General features: G+C 66.8%; 19 protein-coding genes and 2 tRNA genes. 9 read left to right on the forward strand and 12 right to left on the reverse strand.

Annotated elements, in window-relative coordinates; genetic code table 11:
* Positions 1–90 precede the first annotated feature (90 nt).
* Together ACTJI4_RS18000 and ACTJI4_RS18005 are read left to right on the forward strand one after the other, a co-directional pair.
* The gene (locus ACTJI4_RS18000; protein ID WP_440870119.1) at positions 91–294 is read left to right on the forward strand and encodes a hypothetical protein; all 204 of its coding nucleotides are present in this window, start codon (positions 91–93) and stop codon (positions 292–294) included.
* 144 nt (positions 295–438) lie between these two features.
* Entirely contained in the window at positions 439–981 is a 543-nt protein-coding gene (locus ACTJI4_RS18005; RefSeq protein ID WP_392921115.1) for a DUF3011 domain-containing protein, read from the forward strand.
* 27 nt (positions 982–1,008) lie between these two features.
* Here the strand turns inward: ACTJI4_RS18005 and dxs are convergent, their stop codons facing one another.
* From dxs to ACTJI4_RS18045, 8 genes are all read right to left on the reverse strand, one after another.
* Entirely contained in the window at positions 1,009–2,907 is a 1,899-nt protein-coding gene (dxs, locus tag ACTJI4_RS18010; protein WP_392921117.1) for a 1-deoxy-D-xylulose-5-phosphate synthase, read from the reverse strand.
* A 115-nt stretch (positions 2,908–3,022) separates the two neighbouring features.
* Entirely contained in the window at positions 3,023–3,682 is a 660-nt protein-coding gene (locus tag ACTJI4_RS18015; protein ID WP_392921120.1) for an HNH endonuclease, read from the reverse strand.
* A gap of 209 nt (positions 3,683–3,891) precedes the next feature.
* The gene (locus ACTJI4_RS18020) at positions 3,892–5,682 is read right to left on the reverse strand and encodes an acyl-CoA dehydrogenase C-terminal domain-containing protein (RefSeq protein WP_392921123.1); all 1,791 of its coding nucleotides are present in this window, start codon (positions 5,680–5,682) and stop codon (positions 3,892–3,894) included.
* Between the two features lie 47 nt (positions 5,683–5,729).
* Positions 5,730–6,215, reverse strand: a complete 486-nt coding sequence (locus ACTJI4_RS18025; protein ID WP_392921125.1) for an LEA type 2 family protein — start codon at positions 6,213–6,215, stop codon at positions 5,730–5,732.
* Positions 6,216–6,410: 195 nt separating this feature from the next.
* Positions 6,411–6,950, reverse strand: a complete 540-nt coding sequence (locus ACTJI4_RS18030) for a lipocalin family protein (RefSeq protein WP_440870120.1) — start codon at positions 6,948–6,950, stop codon at positions 6,411–6,413.
* A gap of 79 nt (positions 6,951–7,029) precedes the next feature.
* Complete coding sequence (locus ACTJI4_RS18035) at positions 7,030–7,497, reverse strand: hypothetical protein (protein WP_440870121.1); 468 nt, start codon at positions 7,495–7,497, stop codon at positions 7,030–7,032.
* Positions 7,498–7,607: 110 nt separating this feature from the next.
* Positions 7,608–7,683: transfer RNA gene (locus ACTJI4_RS18040), tRNA-Phe, on the reverse strand.
* 159 nt (positions 7,684–7,842) lie between these two features.
* Positions 7,843–9,033 (reverse strand): YbfB/YjiJ family MFS transporter, encoded by a 1,191-nt coding sequence (locus tag ACTJI4_RS18045; RefSeq protein WP_440870122.1) that lies wholly within the window; start codon positions 9,031–9,033, stop codon positions 7,843–7,845.
* Between the two features lie 134 nt (positions 9,034–9,167).
* On the opposite strand from ACTJI4_RS18045, the gene ACTJI4_RS18050 reads away from it, so the two are divergent.
* Positions 9,168–9,929 (forward strand): AraC family transcriptional regulator, encoded by a 762-nt coding sequence (locus ACTJI4_RS18050; RefSeq protein ID WP_440870123.1) that lies wholly within the window; start codon positions 9,168–9,170, stop codon positions 9,927–9,929.
* A gap of 74 nt (positions 9,930–10,003) precedes the next feature.
* Here ACTJI4_RS18050 and ACTJI4_RS18055 read toward each other — a convergent pair whose 3' ends face one another.
* The 3 genes from ACTJI4_RS18055 to ACTJI4_RS18065 are packed head-to-tail and all read right to left on the reverse strand — an operon-like array spanning position 10,004 to position 11,569.
* Complete coding sequence (locus ACTJI4_RS18055; protein WP_440870124.1) at positions 10,004–10,522, reverse strand: DsbA family protein; 519 nt, start codon at positions 10,520–10,522, stop codon at positions 10,004–10,006.
* Positions 10,519–11,016 carry a peroxiredoxin gene (locus ACTJI4_RS18060; RefSeq protein ID WP_392921142.1) on the reverse strand — a complete coding sequence of 166 codons (498 nt, stop codon included), beginning with the start codon at positions 11,014–11,016 and terminating at the stop codon, positions 10,519–10,521. The genes ACTJI4_RS18055 and ACTJI4_RS18060 overlap by 4 nt, the downstream gene beginning before the upstream one ends.
* A 34-nt stretch (positions 11,017–11,050) precedes the next feature.
* Positions 11,051–11,569, reverse strand: coding sequence for a Dps family protein (locus ACTJI4_RS18065; protein ID WP_392921145.1), 519 nt, complete (start codon positions 11,567–11,569; stop codon positions 11,051–11,053).
* A 240-nt stretch (positions 11,570–11,809) separates the two neighbouring features.
* Here ACTJI4_RS18065 and ACTJI4_RS18070 point away from each other — a divergent pair, with 240 nt between their 5' ends.
* From ACTJI4_RS18070 to ACTJI4_RS18090, 5 genes are all read left to right on the forward strand, one after another.
* Positions 11,810–13,267 (forward strand): sensor histidine kinase, encoded by a 1,458-nt coding sequence (locus tag ACTJI4_RS18070; RefSeq protein ID WP_392921148.1) that lies wholly within the window; start codon positions 11,810–11,812, stop codon positions 13,265–13,267.
* A complete protein-coding gene (locus ACTJI4_RS18075; RefSeq protein WP_392921151.1) occupies positions 13,267–13,920 on the forward strand; it encodes a response regulator transcription factor in 654 nt (217 codons plus the stop codon). Before ACTJI4_RS18070 ends, ACTJI4_RS18075 begins: the two co-directional genes overlap by 1 nt.
* A 62-nt stretch (positions 13,921–13,982) precedes the next feature.
* A complete protein-coding gene (locus ACTJI4_RS18080; RefSeq protein ID WP_392921154.1) occupies positions 13,983–14,348 on the forward strand; it encodes a response regulator transcription factor in 366 nt (121 codons plus the stop codon).
* Positions 14,349–14,443: 95 nt separating this feature from the next.
* Positions 14,444–14,605, forward strand: coding sequence for a hypothetical protein (locus tag ACTJI4_RS18085; protein ID WP_392921157.1), 162 nt, complete (start codon positions 14,444–14,446; stop codon positions 14,603–14,605).
* A 39-nt stretch (positions 14,606–14,644) separates the two neighbouring features.
* Positions 14,645–15,772 (forward strand): alpha/beta fold hydrolase, encoded by a 1,128-nt coding sequence (locus ACTJI4_RS18090; protein WP_440870125.1) that lies wholly within the window; start codon positions 14,645–14,647, stop codon positions 15,770–15,772.
* Between the two features lie 92 nt (positions 15,773–15,864).
* Here ACTJI4_RS18090 and ACTJI4_RS18095 read toward each other — a convergent pair.
* Positions 15,865–15,940: transfer RNA gene (locus tag ACTJI4_RS18095), tRNA-Ala, on the reverse strand.
* A gap of 334 nt (positions 15,941–16,274) precedes the next feature.
* Here ACTJI4_RS18095 and ACTJI4_RS18100 point away from each other — a divergent pair.
* On the forward strand, positions 16,275–18,824 hold the full coding sequence (locus ACTJI4_RS18100) for a Cache 3/Cache 2 fusion domain-containing protein (RefSeq protein WP_440870126.1): 2,550 nt from the start codon (positions 16,275–16,277) through the stop codon (positions 18,822–18,824).
* Positions 18,825–18,880 lie beyond the last annotated feature (56 nt).

Here is an 18,880-nt window from a genome sequence, read left to right on the forward strand (position 1 = left end):
TAGGGCGGATACCAATATCAGACTAATCCGATAGTTCGCTGTCGGCTTCGGCCGTATGGTGCGGGTGAGGGATACCCCCCGGAGTGCACCATGAACATTACCGTGAAGCACGCTGACCACCGCTGGTGCGTTCTGGACCCCAGCCGCAATGAGGCCGCCGCCTTCGCCGAAGGCGCGGTGGCGTTCGATTTCGCCGACAACCTGGCCCGTGAACAACACGCCGAAACCGGGCGCAGCGTTGGTGTGCGGGTAGAAGTAGCAGACGCTTTTGTAGACGTGGTCCGATACGGCTGACCGGCCCGGAGCCGGTCAGCTGCGCGTTGGCTAGTTGAATCGACCCTGAAATGAGCGATCGTCGGCCTATAGGCGACGGGCCTCGCTTGCATGATCCTGTGCCTATTCACAAAACGGATCGAGGCAGGCATGAGGAACAACGCGATGGCGAATGGAACGCACAGGTGGGTGTGGGCGCTGCTGCCGGCGCTGCTGGCTGCTGGCGCGGCTGCCCAGGCGCAGCAGTACGAGCGGTACCGTGACGATGGCTACAACGATGGCCCGATTCGTTGCGAATCGATCAAGGGCCGCACCCAGCAGTGCCCGATCGAGGGCCGCGCGCGCCTGGTGCGGCAGCTGTCGGGCACCCAATGCATCGAGGGCGACAACTGGGGTCAGGCGCGCAATGGCGTGTGGGTCACCCGTGGTTGCCGCGCGGAGTTCGTGGCCGAAGGCCGGCGGCCCTCGCATGGCAATGGCAACGGTTGGGGCAACAACGGCGGTGGCTGGGGTGGTGGACGCGGGCAGGTGATCAGCTGCGATTCCAACGACAACCGCATGCGCCGCTGCAACGTCAGCATCCGCCGCGAGGCCCGGCTGATCCGCCAGACCTCACGCAGTGCCTGCGTTGAAGGCCGCACCTGGGGCTGGAACCGCGACGGCGTATGGGTCAACGGCGGTTGCCGCGCGGAATTCGAAATCCGCTGACGGCGTTCCCAAGCGGGGGGGTTGGGGTCAGGCGCTCAGCGCCTGACTGCCCAGATTCGGCCAGCGCTTCATCACCGCGGCCCGGATGCCCGCCGCATCAATGCCCGCTTCGGCCAGCAGGTCTTCCCGGCTGGCATGGTGCTGGAAGCTGTCCGGCAGGCCCAGGTGCAGGAACGGGCGCAGCACGTCTTCGGCATTGAGCAGTTCGGCAACGCCCGAACCGGCGCCACCGGCCACTACGTTGTCTTCGATGGTCACGAAGCCCTGGTGGGTCTTGGCCAGCTCCAGCAGCAGTGCACGGTCCAGCGGCTTGATGAAACGCATGTTGACCACGCTCAGGCCCAGCTCACGCCCCACGGCTTCGGCCGCCGGCACGGTGCTGCCAAACGCCAGCAGCGCGATGCGGCTGCCCTGCACGCGCAGGTCGGCCTTGCCGATTTCCAGCGTGGACAGGTCGTTGCCGGCCTCTACACCGGTGCCGCTACCACGCGGGTAGCGCACGGCGGCCGGGCCGTCGTACTGCAGGCCGGTGCTGAGCATCTGCCGGCATTCGGCTTCGTCTGCAGGGGCCATCACCACCATGTGCGGCACGCAGCGCAGGAAGCTCAGGTCCAGGTTGCCGGCATGGGTGGCACCGTCCGGGCCCACCACGCCGGCGCGGTCGATGGCGAACAGAACATCCAGTTTCTGCACCGCCACGTCATGCACCAGCTGGTCGTAGGCGCGCTGCAGGAACGTGGAGTAGATCGCCACCACCGGCTTGGCCCCCTGGGTGGCCATGCCGGCGGCCAGCGTCACCGCGTGCTGCTCGGCAATGGCCACATCGTGGTAGCGCTCCGGGTATTCCCTGCTGAAACGCACCAGGCCCGAGCCCTCGCGCATGGCCGGGGTGATGCCGAGCAGACGCGGTTCGGCGGCGGCGGCATCGCACAGCCAGTCGCTGAACACATCGGTGTAGGTAGGCTTCTTCGCGCCGCCCTTGGCCACCAGGCCCTTGTCGGGGTCGAACGGGCCCACGGCGTGGTAACCGATCTGATCGCCCTCGGCGCGCTCGTAGCCCTTGCCCTTGGTGGTCATCACGTGCAGCAGCTTCAGGCCCTTCAGGCCCTTGAGCGTCTTCAGCGTGGCCACCAGCGCAGGCACGTCGTGCCCGTCGATGGGGCCGGTGTAATGGAAGCCCATTTCCTCGAAGAAGGTGGACGGCACGAACATGCCCTTCCAGTGTTCTTCCCAGCGCTTGACGAAGCGCGCCGATGGGGATTTCTTCTTGTCGCCCAGGATCCGCTTGCCGCCTTCGCGCAGCGCATTGAGCGTGCGGCTGCCGGTGGCGCGGCCAAGCATCTTGGTCAGCCCGCCGACGGCTTCGGAGATCGACATGTTGTTGTCGTTGAGGATCACCAGCAGGTTTGGTTCCTGCTCCATGCCACCGGCATGGTTGAGCGCTTCGTAGGCCATGCCGGCGGTCATTGCGCCATCGCCGATCACCGCCACCACCTTGCGGTCGTCGCCTTCGAGCTGACGCGCGATGGCCATGCCCAGTGCCGCGGAGATGGAGGTGGAGGAGTGGCCGACCCCGAACGTGTCGTACTCGCTTTCCTCGCGCTTGGGGAACGGCGCCACGCCGTCCTTCTGCTTGACGGTGTGGATCTCGTCGCGGCGGCCGGTCAGGATCTTGTGCGGGTAGGTCTGGTGGCCCACGTCCCACACCAGCTGGTCGACCGGGGTCTGGTAGAGGTAGTGCAGGGCCACGGTGAGTTCGATCACGCCCAGCCCGGCGCCGAAATGGCCGCCGCTCTTGCCCACGGATTCGATCAGGTAGGCACGCAGTTCATCTGCGATGGCGGGCAGTTCGGATTCATCGAACCTGCGCAGGTCATCCGGATTCTGGATGCGCGACAGGCGGGGATAGCGTGCGGAATCGATCATTTTTATCGCGCTTCTTCTCAAGCGCCTATTTTCGCCCCCAAACCGGGGTGGGGCAAGCAAACCGCCATACCGGTGAGCACACGGTGAGGATCCCTGCGACAACCGGTCGCAGGGTTCAGGCAGCGAGCTTGGAGCGTTTGGGCAGCTGCGCCTTCAGAAACGCCATCTGGTCGGCCAGGATGTTCCGGTTGGAGAGGATCATGTGTTCGATCCAGCTGGGCCGGTAAGGCACGGCCAGAAGGGGCATGCCGGCCTGCTGCGGGGTGCGGTCGCTCTTGCGCGAATTGCAGTGGAAGCAGGCGCTGACCACGTTTTCCCAGACATCCAGGCCGCCCTTGGACAGGGGCATGACGTGGTCGCGTGTCAGCTGCGGGCGGTGGAACTGTTGGCCGCAGTAGAGGCACAGGTGAGCGTCACGCGCGAACAGCGCCTGGTTGGACAGGGTCGGGGTGGGGTCGATCGCGCGGGAACGGGCATGGCCACGTGCGGCGATGATCGGGTGCAGGTCAACCCCGCTCTGCTGGCCGGTCAACCGGTTGATGCCACCATGGATGTGCAGGCAGGGGTCGCCCAGGGTCCAGGCAACGGCATCGCGCGAGTAGAGGCAGGCGGCGTCCTGCCAGTTGATCCAGTCCAATACCCGGCCATGGGCATCGAGGGACAGCAGGCGGACGCTGCCGGGCCGATGCAGGGTAACGATCGGCGATAGCTCGGGGACCGGGGCGGACGAGGCTCCGGTATCGATCAGACCTAAGCGCGTAGTGTCTGTCTCCATCGGGAAAACAGCTTATACCGGATTGATTGCAATTTGGGTATAGGAACGAACCAAAGGTTCGTTCCGGGTAGCAACCGACCGTTGGTCGGTTGACCTTCCCGTATCCCATCAACGCCCCGGGGTGCGGTCGGAGTAATGCTTCACGACCGCCGTACCCACCAACGGTGGGTACCTACCGGGAATGCAACATCCACGGATGTCGCCGCCGGTTACTCCCCAAACCGGGCGTCGTCCATCGCCATGAGCGATTCCGCGCCAGCCTGGATGGCGGCGGCATGGCTGAGGGTGCGCGGCAGCATGCGGGCGAAGTAGAAGCGGGCGGTTTCGCGCTTGGCCTGCTTGAACGCCTCACTCTGCGCGGACGCATCGGCAGCGGCCACGCTGCGGGCCCACCAGTAGGCCAGCACCACGTAGCCGGAATAGAACAGGTAATCGAAGCTGGCCGCGCCCAGTTCGTCCGGGTTGGCTGCCGCGCGCTGCAGGGTGGCCATGGTCAGCTGGCCCCATTCCTGGGCCTTGGCGCGCAGCGGGGCGATGAACTCGGCCAGTGCTTCGTTGCCTTCGTTGGCCTTGGCGAAGGCGTCGATCTCGGCCAGCATCAGCTTCAGCCCGGCGCCCTGGCTGGCGGCGGTCTTGCGGCCGATCAGGTCCAGCGCCTGGATGCCGGTGGTGCCTTCGTACAGGGTGGTGATGCGTGCATCGCGGGCCAGCTGCTCCATGCCGTGCTCATGGATGTAGCCGTGGCCACCAAAGCACTGCAGGGCGTTGTAGGTGTTTTCGATGCCCCATTCGGTCTGGCAGGCCTTGGAGATCGGGGTGAGGAAGCTCACCAGCGTCTCGGCGCGCTCGCGCTCGCCGGCATCGTCGGCATGGTGGGCCACGTCGATCAGGGTGGCCGCGTGCAGCGCCAGCAGGCGGCTGCCTTCCACCAGCGACTTGATCGACAGCAGCATGCGACGCACATCCGGATGGACCAGGATCGGGTCAGCCGGCTTGTCCGGGTTCTTCGGGCCGCTCAGCGAACGCGACTGCAGGCGTTCACGCGCATACTTGAGTGCGTTCTGGTAGGCGCGCTCGGACAGGCCGATGCCCTGCAGGCCCACGCCCAGCCGCGCGGTGTTCATCATGGTAAACATCGCCTGCAGGCCCTTGTGCGGCTGACCGACGAGGTAGCCTTCGGCGCCATCGAAGTTCATCACGCAGGTAACCGAGCCCTTGATGCCCATCTTGTGTTCGATCGAACCGCAGCGCAGTGCGTTGCGCTCGCCCACGTTGCCGTTGCGGTCGACCTTGAATTTCGGGGTGACGAACAGCGAAATGCCCTTGGCACCGGCCGGGGCGTCGGGCAGCTTGGCCAGGACCAGATGCACGATGTTGTCGGTAAGATCGTGCTCGCCTGCGGTGATGAAGATCTTGGTGCCGGTAATGGCGTAGCTGCCATCGGCATTGGGTTCGGCCTTGGTCTTGAGCAGGCCCAGGTCGGTGCCGCAATGCGGTTCGGTCAGGCACATGGTGCCGGTCCAGCGGCCTTCGATCAGCGGCTTGAGGAAGGCATCCTGCTGCCAGGCTTCGCCGTGCTGCTTCAGCGCTTCAATGGCGCCGTGCGAGAGCAGCGGGAAGTTGCCCCATGCCAGGTTGGCGGCGTTGATCATCTCGTTGAGCGGCACGCCGAGCGTGTGCGGCAGACCCTGGCCACCCAGTTCCGGGGCGGCGGTCAGGCCGGTCCAACCACCATCGACGAATTGCGTGTACGCCTGCTTGAAGCCGGGCGGGGTGGTCACTTCACCGCTGGCCTGGTCGAGCACGCAGCCGATCTCATCGCCCACGCTGTTGAGCGGCGCAAGCACGCTGGTGCTGAAGCGCCCGGCTTCTTCCAGCACCGCATCGACCACGTCGGTGGTGGCGTCGGCAAAGCCCAGGCGTGCGAACAGCGGCTCGACCTTCAACACGTCATGCAGGGCGAAGCGGATATCGGAAAGCGGTGCGGTGTAACTGCTCATCGTCAGGTCTCGATCAGATACGGGAAATCAGTGGGAACGGGGTGGATTCAGCGCAGCACGCCGGGCAGGCCGGGGGCCTGGTTGAGGGTGCTGCGGCTGTCGATCTCGAAGCTGCGCTGCTTCTTTTCCTGCGGGGTGGCGGCTACGGTGCCCTTGAGTGAATAGCCCAGGGTGCGGTTGCCGGCCAGCGCGTCGGCCACCACGATGCGCGCGGCCGAGGAGGGCTGCAGCTGCACATTGATGACATCCGCCGAGACACCCCCGATGGAGATGGCCGGGCGTGCGCTTACCTTGCCGGCATCCTGGTCACCCACCTGCATCTGCAGCTCCACGCTGTCGAAGGTCATGGGCATGGAGCTGAAGTTCTGCAGGCGCAGGGCCAGGGTCCAGTCGCCGTTGGCGCCCACGGTCAGCTGCTGCACGCTGGCCGCCGGCGGCGAGACCCGCTTGACGTTGGTGTTGCAGGCGGTCAGCGCAACGGCGGTGCCGGCCAGCAGGGCCACGGTAAGAACGGTACGGAGGCGGTGGAACATGGGCGCAAATCCTCGTGCAGGTGCCGCGTAGGCAAGAGCATACTACGGCGTATGGTGGTTGTGCGGGTATGGCGGGGCGGCAGGTACCCGCGGTGGGCCACAGGCCGTGGGCCAAAGGCCGGTAGGTATCGACCGTTGGTCGATACGCATCCTAAGACAAGCGAACGTGCATTCAGGTTTCAGGCGTGCCGGGCGTCACTCCACCTGGGCCATTACCTTCAACGGCGCCAGGTCATACCCCATCGCTTCGGCCTTGGCCTTCAGACGGGCGAACAGCGCCGCATCCATCCGCGGCGAGCGCGAGAGGATCCACAGGTACTTGCGGTCCGGGTCCCCCACGACCGCCCACTGATAATCCGGGTCAAGCGCGATGACCCAGTAATCGGCCCATACCAGCGGCACCCACGCCAGCCAGTCGGGCACGAAGCGCACCTGCAGCTGGCCCGGTTCGCCTTCCACCGGCCGCGCCACGCCTTCGGCCGCGATGCGCTCGCCATCGCCGGTACGGCACGCGTTGTGCACGCTGATGCGGCCATCGGCGCGCAGCGCGTAGGTCGCCGTGATGTCACCCACGCACTTCTTCTGGAACGACACCGGCAGGTGCGCGATTTCATGCCACTGCCCGGCGTAGCGGCCGATGTCCAGCTGCGGCACCGAGCGCACCGGTTCCACCGCGTAAGCGGTGACGGAGGTCAACAACAGCGCGGCAGCTAACAGGGCAGGGCGAATGGGCATGGGGGTCTCCCGGCAGGAGGCCAGAGCTTAGGGGGCGTGGCGTTGGCGGGTGTAAAGGTTTTGTCAGCCGCGCGCTGGATCAGGGGGCAAACCGCACGTGGCGCGGGTCGCTTACCTGGAGCTGGGTCTGGAAGTAGTACTTGCCGGAGGGCTTGCCGTCGTGGGTGAACGCGATGGTGGTACGGCGAGCGGTGCCCTGTACCAGCAGGCGACGGTTGACCAGGTATTCCAGCGGCATGCCCAGCTGCTTCTGCAGTGCTTCGCGTTGCGCGGCATCCAGCCACACGTTCAACGCGAGCTGATGGCGGTAGTCGCGTTCGCTGTTGAGGTAGATGCGATCTTCGGTGACGTCGGTGTTCTTGACCGTGAACACGAAGGTGCCACTGATGCCGCGCTGCGGATCTTCGTTGGCGGCGAACACGGCTTCGGCGGGGGTGATCCAGCCTGGCGTGACCGTCGGTATCGGCGCGTTGGGTGCGGTCATCGCACTCTGGTGCGCGCAACCAACGCTGAGCAGCAGGAACGGCAGAAGCAACGCGACACGCATGGGACATCCTTGTTCAATGACGGTGTCCACATTCTGCATGCGCCTGCCTGCAGTGCCACTACAGCAATGCAAAAAAAAAGACCTGCATTTCTGCAGGTCTTTTGGATTTGTGGTGGCCGAGGACGGAATCGAACCGCCGACACGGGGATTTTCAATCCCCTGCTCTACCAACTGAGCTACTCGGCCACTTCATCGCTGCGTTGCCGCTGGCGAGGACGCGAATAATACGGAGGTCTACGGGGTTCGGCAAGCGTTTCGACAAAAAAAATTCACATTCGTTGCTGCGGCCTTGGTGTGGCGCGTCAAATGCTTGATCGCAGGTGTGCGTCGCGCATGAATCGGTGTTCATCCGCGCACGTGGTCACCCGCGTTATCGGGCATGGCTGCCAGCAGCACGATGCCTGCCGCCATGAAGACGGCCGCCAGCAGCAACGATGCCTGGTAGCTGCCGCTGCTGCGGGCCAGTGTGCCGGCCAGTGCCGGTGCCAGGATCTGCGCTACGCCATAGCTGAGGGTGAGGTTGGCCATCGCCTTGGCCGGGTTGCGCGGGTAGTGGCGGCCGACCACGGTGAGGGTGAGGCTGACGATGCCGGCGAACGTCAGGCCGAACAGCAGCGCGCTGCCGAGCCCGGCGGACAGGCCAGTGTCCAGCAGGGGCAGCACGAACGAGGCCGCCTGCAGGGCGAAGGCCAGCATCAGGGCGCGGATCAGGCCGATGCGCGCGGCAATGCGGTCCCAGGCGAACGTGGACGGTACCGCCGCCAGCCCCACCAGCACCCACACCGCGCTGCCGTGGCCGCGGAAGGCGGGGGTCTGTTCGAGGATGGCAACGATGAAGGTGGCGCTGACCACGAAGCCGACGCCGGCGCAGAAGTAGGCCGCCACCAGCAGTTGGCGCCAGCGCCGGCTGGGCGGGGGTGGGGCCTGCGCGGCCTGGGCGGCGGAGGTTGGGGAAGGCGCTGGCATCCAGCACCAGGCGGGAACCAGGAACAGCACGCCGAGCAGGCCCAGCCAGCCCCATTGCGCACTGGACCCGGCATGCCCGGCCAGGATGCCGGTAGCCAACCCGGACACCACGATGCCCAGGCCCAGCCCGGCGAAGTGCAGGCCCAGGCGCGGGCGCTGTCCGTTGGCCAGCAGCCAGTTCAGTACCAGCCCGGAGGCCAGCAGCAGGCCGGCGGTGCTGGAAAGGCCGGCCACGAAGCGCAGCAGGCTCCACAGCCACGGCTGGGTGGTGACCGCCATCAGGCCGGTAGCGACGACCGCCAGCACCAGCCCGATCCGGTAGAAGCGGAATTTCTGCTGCATGTTGCCCAAGCGGGCGGCCAGCAGCGTGCCGAGCAGGTAGCCCAGGTAGTTGAAGGTCGCCAGCCAGCCGCCCTGCGCGGCGCTGAGGCCGGCATCTGCCAGCATCAGGGGCAGCAGCGGGGTATAGGCGAAGCGGGCCAGCCCGACGGTGAGCACCAGCGCGCAGATGCCGGCGGCGATGACCTGCCAGGGCTTCAGCGCAGTGGGGGAGGCAAGGGAGGTGGACATGTGCGCGGCCGGAAGGGGACGCGGCCATGGTCGATCAGGCCGCGGCCGGCTGTCTTTCGATAGAATGTCGCACCATGTCGATCAGCCGCCACGAAGGGTCGTCTACGCCCCCGGGGCCCTGGAGGGAAGTTCCGGTGCCGTCACTGCGCGCGCTGCCGTGGCCGGTGATGGCGCGCAGCCAGGAGCTGGCCGCCGGCGAGCGTTTCCCGCCGCATGCACATGACTGGAACCAGGTGGTGTTCGCCACCCACGGGGTGCTGCAGGTAACGGCCCGCAATGCGCGGCATGTGATCACCCCGCAGCAGGCGCTGTGGGTGCCCACCGGCATGGTGCATCACACCGGTGCATTGAGTGCGGCGGCGTTCCGCAACCTTTACGTGGCCGATGATCCGGCGCTGGGCATGCCCGACCGGTGTGCGGTGCTGGATGTGTCGCCGCTGCTGCGCGAATTGATCGTGGAGCTGGGGCAGGTGCGGCCGGAAGACGATGCGGTGTACTACGCGCACCTGAGCGCGCTGGTGACCACGCAGCTGCGCCGACAGCGCCAGCATGTGCGCCACCTGCCGTGGCCGCAGGATGCGCGACTGCAGCGCTGGTGCCAGGCACTGCACGACCAGCCCGGTGATGCGCGCAGCGTGGACGAGTGGGCGCGGGTGCTGGGAGCGTCGCCGCGCACGCTGGCGCGGCATTTCGAGCGCGAGACCGGCATGAGCCTGCGCACGTGGCGCACCCGGTTGCGCCTGCTGCGCGCGATCGAGTGGCTGGCGCAGGGGCGTTCGCCGACGGCGATCGCGCATGACCTGGGCTATGCGTCGGCCTCGGCGTTCAACTACATGTTCCGCATCGAAATGGGCATGAGCCCTCTGCAATGGCGCAGGGCACGACAACCGGATTGAACGGGACGTCGCCGGGAGGCGACACGCGCGCGGCCGGGGTGGGGGAGGAGACCCCGGCGCGCCAGCGGAACGGATCAGGCCAGCTCGGTCAGGACCTCGACCAGGCTGTCCACATCGCGGGCGCCGTCGTAGCGCACGCCATTGATGAACAGACACGGGGTGCCATTGACGCCGCTGCGTACGCCGCCCATGAAGTCGCGTTCGATACGTGCATCGAAGGCGCCGTTGTCGGCGGCCTGCAGCAATGCCGGGTCCAACCCGAGCTGCCTGGCATAGCCCTGCAGGTCCCGCGCGCTCAATGCATCCTGGCGCTGGTAGAGCAGGTCATGCGCTTCCCAGAACAATCCCGCATCGGCGGCTGCTTCGGCGAAACGCGCTGCGGGCAGTGCATTCGGATGGATTTCGGAAATCGGGAAATTGCGGAACACAAAGCGCATCCGGTCGCCCAGCGCCTGCTGCACGGCCTTGAGCATCGGGTACGCCTCGCCGCAGTACGGGCACTGGTAGTCGCCGTACTCGACCAGGGTGATGGCCGCATCGGCCGGGCCCTGGCTGTGGTCCTGCGCGCTCACGGGAATCGACAGACCTTTCATGACGCTGCTCCTGCAGTGGAGGGAAGTTGCGCCAACGCTTCCAGAATGCCGTCGGCGCCGGGATTGATGCCCAGGGGTGAGATGTAGCTCCAGCGCACGATGCCTTCGGCGTCGATCACGAACAGCGCGCGCTCGCAGACACCGTCCTGTTCGCGGTACACGCCGTAGCGGCGGGCCACCTCACCCTTGGGCTCGAAATCGGCCAGCAACGGGAAATGCAGGTGGCGCTGCTCGGCGAAGGCGGCGTGGCACCACACCCCATCCACGGAGATACCCACCAGCTGCGCGCCGCTGCGGTGGAACTCGGGCAACAGCTGGTTGTACAGCGCCAGCTGGTCGCCGCAGACCGGGCTCCAGTCGGCGGGGTAGAACGTGAGGATCACCGGGTGGCCGCGCAGCTCGTCCAGGCTGACGCGCTGGTCCGGGGTGGCGGGAAGCTGGAACGCCGGCGCGGGTGCGCCGATGGGCAGCGAAATGCGGGGTGCAGCGGACATGGCAGTCTCCTGCAGGAACGAAACAGCGCGTGGATCAGCGGATGGGACGGGTGCTTTCGAACAGGAACCAGCTGCGGCGTTCGGCCTCGTCGATCCAGTTCTCGATCAAGCTGGTCGTGGCTACGTCGTTGTGGGTGGTGCACACCACGTGGGTGGCGCGCAGATAGCGGGTGAGCTGGCGGTTGTCGTCAGCCAGTTCGGCCAGCATGTCTTCGGGGGTCACATAGTCCGCGTCGTTGTCGAGCAGGCGCTGGATGCGGTGGATCTGCCCGATCGAGCGCAGGGTGGTGCCGCCGACCTTGCGCGCGCGTTCGGCGATGGCATCGGTGGTGGCGAAGATCTCCTCGCCCTGTTCATCCAGCATCAGGTGGTAGTCGCGGAAGTGCGGTCCGGACAGGTGCCAGTGGAAGTTCTTGGTCTTCAGGTACAGCGCGAACACATCGGCCAGCAGCACGGTGAGCGCACCGGCGATGTCCTTGCCGGCCTGCAGGCTGAGGTCGGAGGGCGTACGCAGCGGGGCGGTCTGGCGGGGCGTGGCGACAACATCGTTCATGGCAGCTCTCCGGTAGCGGGGGAAGACGGCCGGCCCGCAGGTGCTGCGGGGAGCCGATGGATCCAGACTAGTCAGCGTGGGCCGGCGAAAACATTGCGCCATCGTTTCCCCGGCTCATACCTTGGTTTCGGCCACCTGCCGGCGCATCCCTCTTTGGGGGGATCTGCCGCCCCCGGGTGCGGGGGATACTTGGCTCACCCCGGCGCAGCTCACTGCGCCCTGCCAGGAGGCCAGACCGTCGTGCCCAGCTCGACTCCCACGCGCCAGCGCACCGCCGCGGCGTCCACGTTGCGCGGTCGCACCGTGTTCCGCGCCGCTGCCGCGCTGCTCACGCTGGGCATCTTCCTGATCGATGTGCTTACCACGCTGGAAGGTGCGGTAGCCGTGCTGTACGTGGTGGCGGTACTGCTGGTGGCGCGCACCGGGCGCCGCGCGGACATCGTGGTCACTGCCGTCGCCGGCATCGTGTTGACCCTCGTCGCATATCTGGATTCGCACGGGGTGAACCATGTGGGCGCGCAGACCTTCCGCGCACTGGTCAGCCTCGCGGCGGTCATCATCACCGCGTTGCTGGCACTGCAGTACCAGGGGGCGATGCAGCGCCTGCGCGGGCAGGCAACGCTGCTGGACCTGTCGCACGACATGATTTTCGTGCGTGACCGGAGCGGGGTGATCACGTTCTGGAACCGCACGGCCGCGCAGGTGTACGGCTGGTCTGCCGAGGACGCCATTGGCCGCGTGGCCGATGTCCTGCTGTCCACCCGCTACCCGCAGGCGCGCGAAGCGGTGGAGGCCACCCTGCTGCAACTGGGCAGCTGGGAAGGCACGCTGGAGCAGCGCACCCGGGACGGCGCCTGGCGCGTACTGGAAAGCCGCTGGGTGATCCAGCGCGATGGCCTTGGCCGCGCAACGGGGGTGATGGAAACCCATACCGACGTCACCGAGCGCCGCCAGGCCGAGGATGCCGCGCTGCGCGCGCACGCCGAACTGGCGCACGCCACGCGCGTGGCCACGCTGGGTGAACTCACCGCTTCACTCGCGCACGAGGTCAACCAGCCGCTGATGGCGGTGGTGACCAACGGCGAGGCCGGGCTGCGCTGGCTGCAGCGCGAACCGCCGGATCTGCACGAAGTGGCGGCTGCCATCACCCGCACCGTGAGTGAAGCGCGCCGTGCCAGCGAGATCGTCAAGCGCGTGCGTGCGTTCCTGGCCAAACGCAGTACCCCGCGCGAAGCCCTCGACGCCGGCGCGCTGATCGAAGACGCGGTGCGGCTGGTCCAGCACGAGCTCAACCGCGAGGCAGTGCAGCTGCGCGTGGCCGTGGCCGACGGCCTGCCGCCCCTGCACGGCGATGCAGTGCAGCTGCAACAGGTGCTGGTGAACCTGCTGATCAACGCCAGCCAGGCCATGGCGGGGCAGGCCAGCGCGCGGCAGCTGGTGGTGGAGGCGCAGCCCGGCGCGCCCGGTGAGGTGGCCATCAGCATTGCCGACAGCGGTCCGGGCATCGACAGCGCGCACCTGGATACCCTGTTCCAACCTTTCTTCACCACCAAGCCGGAAGGCATGGGCATGGGCCTGGCGATCTGCCGGTCCACCGCTGAAGCACATGGCGGGCACCTTTCCGTAGAGAGCGCGCCCGGCCATGGCGCCACCTTCCGGCTGGTGCTGGCCACCCATTCCGCAGGAGCTTCGCCCTGATGAGCCCGAACCCGCCGCGCGGCACCACCGCCCCCGCGCCGCCACTGGTCGTTGTGGTTGATGACGATCCCGCCGTCCGTGACGCGTTGGACAGCCTGCTGCGGTCGGTCGGACTGCAGACCCGGGTGCTGGGCTCGCCTTCTGAGCTGCTGCAGGCCGCGCTGCCGGACGTGCCCGGCTGCATCGTGCTGGACGTGCGCCTGCCGGGCATCAGCGGCCTGGACCTGCAGGGCCAACTGGCCGCGCAGGGTATCCACCTGCCCATCGTGTTCATGACCGGGCACGGCGACATTCCCATGACGGTGCGCGCGATGAAGGCCGGCGCGGTGGATTTCCTGGCCAAGCCGTTCCGCGACCAGGACATGCTGGATGCGGTCAGCGCCGCGATCGAGCGCGATACCCGCCGCCGCCAGGAGACGGCCGCACGCGGTTCGCTGGAAACGCGTTACGCCACCCTGACCCCGCGCGAGCGTGAGGTGATGGCGCACGTGGTGGCCGGGTTGATGAACAAACAGGTGGCTGGCGCGCTGCACCTGAGCGAGATCACGGTGAAGATCCACCGCGGCAACGTCATGCGCAAGATGGGCGTGCGCTCGCTGGCCGACCTGGTGCGGCAGGCAGAAGCACTGGGCGTGGGCACCGGCACTGCCTGAACCTGCCGGGCACAAACCTGTGTATGGTTCCGGCCCGCGGCCGGATCGGGCATAAAGGCCCCATGAAGCCGAGTTACCGCATTGCGATCGTCGATGACGACGAGGGGGTCCGCCAGTCGTTGTCCAGCCTGGTGCGCTCGCTCGGCCATGAAGCGCGCACCTACGCTTCGGCGGCGGCGTTCCTGGCCGACGAGGGCGACGCACCCGACTGCCTGCTGACCGACATGCAGATGCCGCAGATCAGTGGCGACCAGCTGCAGGCCGAGCTGCTTGCGCGTGGGTGCGCGTTTCCCATGATCTTCATGACCGCGTTTCCCACCGATGCGCTGCGCGCGCGGGTGATGGAGCGGGGCGGGCGCGCGTTCCTGGTCAAGCCGGTGGAGGGCGAGGCGATGTCGCGCTGCATCGATGAGGCACTGGGACGGTAACGCCGGCCGTTGGCCGTTCCCCATGACCACTGCATCACACGACCACCGCTACGGTGCAGGCATGCCCCTATCGGCAGGCCACCACGAGCACGCGCATGAACACCGAAAAGCAGCCCGGCAAGCAGCAGGGCGTTGACGAATCCAAGCAGGACAGGAAGCAGGAAGATGCGGCAAAGGCCCGCCCCGGCCAGACCGATGAGAGCGTCCGTCAGTCCGAAAGCCGTCGCCCGCCGATCAAGGACAACCCGGACGCATGACACAATCGGCGTATCGCTCCTGCAACGGTGTCTACGCCGATGAAATGTTGGGTTGCCGGCTTGGTCTGGCTTGCTGTAACCGGGTTCAGCGTCTCGGCGCAGGCGGCTGAGCCGCCGGCCCCCGCGCCCCACAACCGCGCCGAGGCAGTGAAGGTCATTGCCGACCTGCGCAGGGTCGTGGCCGACGGCGGCATCGAGCGGCTGGAGAGTGTCCGCATCGGCGGCATTGACCAATGGGTCTCGATCCGCGGCAACGACCGCCGCAACCCGGTGCTGCTGATGCTGCACGGCGGGCCTGGCTGGGTGGCAATGCCCACCAGCTGGTACTTCCAGCGCGGCTGGGAGGAGTACTTCACCGTGGTCCAGTGGGATCAACGAGGCGCGGGCAAAACCTACGTCGCGAACGATCCCGCGCAGGTGGCACCGACCATGAGCCGCGAACGGATGATCGCCGACAGCGAGGAAATGGTGGCTTGGCTGCGCCGCGAGTTCGGCAAGGACAAGATCTTCGTGATGGGCCAGTCCTGGGGTAGCTACCTGGGGCTTGAACTGGCCCAGCGCCGGCCCGGGTGGCTGCATGCCTACATCGGCATCGGGCAGTTGACCAATGCGCCGGAGAGCGAGCGCCGGGGCTGGGCGTGGACCCTGCAGCAGGCGCGGGAGGACGGCAATGCCGAGGCAGTGGCCGAGCTGGAGGCGCTGGCGCCGTACGCGCCCGGCAGCGCGCCGGTGCCGCTGGAGAACCTGTTCAAGCAGCGCAGATGGCTCAACTATTACGGCGGCATGGTCCATAACCGTCGCGGGGGCGATGCCGAAGCGGCCGCCATCACGCTCTCGCCCGAATACACCGATCAGGACGTGGCCGGCATATGGAAAGGCAATGATTTTTCGATGCAGCACCTGCTTGGCGAGGTGCTGACGCTGGACATGAGCGCGGTCCGCGAACTGAAGGTGCCGTTGTTCCTGTTCGAGGGCCGCCACGACTACAACGTGTCGTCCGAACTGGCGGCGCAGTGGTTCCAGACGGTGAAGGCACCCACCAAGCAGCTGGTCTGGTTCGAGCAGTCCGCCCACGAAGTGATGATCGAAGAGCCGGGCAAGACCCTGCTGACCCTGGTGCAGCAGGTCCGCCCCATCGCCGAGCGCGCAGGCGACGGCGCCCGCTGAGACACGGTCAGGCGAGCCATCCACAAACAAAAAAGCCACCCATTGGGTGGCTTTTTCGTCGGGCAGCCATCCAAAGGACAACTGCAGGTATGTGGTGGAGCCAAGGAGGATCGAACTCCTGACCTCGTCATTGCGAACGACGCGCTCTCCCAGCTGAGCTATGGCCCCAGGTGTGCTGCTATGCGGCGTGGGTGCCGCGATGTGAACAAGTGTAGCGCCGCACACCCCGCGCTGCCAAGCGTGCGGCAATCCGATCCTAAGGGTGGGCAGGGCGGCGCCGTTGGCGGCAGGGGTGAGCCCAACTTGAGAAAAAACCGACTCTTCCTGAACGGGAATCCGGCTTTGTGAAGGTGTAACCCGGAGACATCTGTTTCAAATCAACAACTTGGACCAAACGAAAGGTTTTCAGACCTGGCCTTTTTTCACGTAAAGAGGACCACTTCGGTGCCGATAAGAACTGTGACGCACCTCTCAATCCAACCCCCACCTTCGAGTACCGACGATGACGACCCGTGCCGCCACCGTTTTCTCAACTTCCATCGGCGCCCGCCTGGCGCTGCTGATGGGCCTGATCACCACCGTAGCGTTTGTGGCGCTGGCGGTGCTGATCTACCGCCAGGCTGCCACCAGCTACCAGCAGCGCGTCGAAGCAGGCCTGCAATCGTCCACTGACCTGATGCGCGATTCGGTCGAGCTGTACGACCGCAGCCTGAGTGACAGTGCCGAACGCGTGGCGGGCATCTTTCGCGGCATGCTGCCGGCAGGCGAGGTCAGCGTGGACCCCGCCAACACCCTGACCGTGGGCGAACGCCAGACCCCGACGCTGCGTTTTGGCGCCGACGTCGTCAACCAGCAGGAGACGGCGGTAGACCGTTTCGCCGAAGCCACCGGCGGCGTTGCGACCGTGTTCGTGCGCGACGGCGAGGATTTCGTGCGCATCTCCACCTCGGTCCGCAATGCCGAAGGCGCGCGCGCCCTGGGCACCGTGTTGGACCATGCAAGCCCGGCCTACGCGAAGATGCTGGCCGGCGAAAGCTTCACCGGACCGGTGCGGCTGTTCGGGGTGGACTACATGACCCATTACATGCCGATCAAGAATGCCGCAGGCGAGGTTGCGGGCATCGCCTTCGTCGGCCAGAACTACACCGACGGCCTGGCGGCCCTGAAGGCCCGCCTGCGCGACTCCAAGTTGGGCAAGGAAGGCCATTTCCTGGCGGTCAACACCCGCGCGGGCGAGCAGTTCGGCACCGTGGTGGCCGGCTCGGCTGGGGAAGGCGAGAATCTGCTCGAGCTGACCGACGCAGACGACCGCGCCGGATTGGATGCGCTGCTTGCGGGCAAGGCCACCGTGGCCACCCTGCACCTGCGCACCGCCAAGGACGCCACTGCGCAGACCTACTTCGTTACTGCCCAGTCCTACGGGCCGTGGCAGTGGACGGTGCTCGGCCTGGAGCCCGCCTCGGTGCTGCAGACCGTGCTGCACAAGTTGATGCTGCAGATTGTGGTGGTCTCCGGATTGGGCCTGCTGGCAGTGATCGTGGCGCTGGTTGTCGTGGTACGACGTGTGATCAGCGCGCCGTTGGCACAGGCCGGGCAGGTGGCGCGTGACGTGGCGGCCGGTCGCCTGGATCAGCGCATCGTCGTGCGCAGCCAGGACGAAGTGGGCCGCCTGATGGCGGCGCTGCAGCAGATGCAGGACAAGCTGCGCGAGATCATCCACGCGCAGAACGAAATGAGCCAGCGCCATGCAGAGGGGGCGATCAGCCACCGCATCGATGCCAGTCGCTTTGAAGGCGAGTTCGGCACCATGGTGACGGGCACCAACGAACTGGTGGCCGCGCACATCTCGGTGAAGATGCGCATGGTCGACCTGGTCCGGCGTTACGCAGACGGCGACCTGTCGCAGCCGATGGACGAATTGCCGGGCGAAAAGGCGCGGATCACCGAGGCGGTCAACGGCGTGCGTGATCGCCTGCTGGCGATCAATGGCGAGATCAAGCGCCTGGTCGCGGCGGCCGCCGCCGGCGACTTCAGCGTGCGCGGCGATGCCGATGCTTTCCAGTACGATTTCCGGGTGATGGTGGAGGGCCTCAACGCCTTGATGGTGTCGGCCGACCGCAACCTCGGCGCGCTGTCAGGGCTGCTGCGTGCATTGGCCGACGGTGACCTGCGCGGCCGCATCGACGGCCACTTCCAGGGCGTGTTCGCCACGATGCGGGACGATGCCAACGCCACCGTGGCCCAGCTGACCGCCATCGTGAGCGGCATCCAGCAGGCGGCGGTGTCGGTGGCTACCGCGTCCGCGGAGATTGCTGCCGGCAACGACGACCTGTCGCGCCGGACCGAACAGCAGGCGGCCAGCCTGGAAGAATCGGCCGCGTCGCTGGAAGAGCTGACCTCGGCGGTGAAGCAGAACGCCGACCACGCCCGCCGCGCCGACCGCCTGGCCGCCGAAGCCGCCGACGTGGCAGTGCAGGGCGGTGCTGCGGTCGCGCAGGTGGTGGAAACGATGGGCGGCATCGAAGCGTCGTCTCGCCGCATCGCCGATATCACCACCGTCATCGACGGCATCGCGTTCCAGACCAACATCCTGGCGCTGAATGCCGCCGTGGAAGCGGCGCGGGCCGGCGAAGAGGGTCGTGGTTTTGCCGTGGTGGCCTCCGAAGTCCGCGCGCTGGCGCAGCGCTCGGCCAGTGCGGCCAAGGAAATCAAGGCGCTGATCGACGCATCGGTGACCCAGGTGGCCGATGGCAGTGCCCTGGCAAGCCAGGCCGGGCAGACCCTGCAACGGGTGGTGGCATCGGTGGGCGAGCTGGGCGGGCTGATCGAAGAGATTGCCAATGCCAGCCAGGAACAGGCGGCAGGGATCGAGCAGGTCAACCAGAGCATCGTGCAGATGGATGGTGTGACCCAGCAGAACGCTGCCCTCGTCGAGGAGGCTTCGGCCGCTGCGCGTGCATTGAACGCGCAGTCGTCCGAGCTGCAGCAATCGGTCGGGCAGTTCCGCCTGGCCGACGCGCAGCCCGCGCGCAGGGAGCGCGTTGCGGCCTGATCGGTGCGGTGGGGGGGGGGGGGGGAGGGGGAGAGAAAGAAAAGAAAAACAAAAAA

It is taken from the genome of Stenotrophomonas sp. 22385 (assembly GCF_052045085.1).
In the GTDB taxonomy this organism is placed as follows: Bacteria; Pseudomonadota; Gammaproteobacteria; order Xanthomonadales; family Xanthomonadaceae; genus Stenotrophomonas.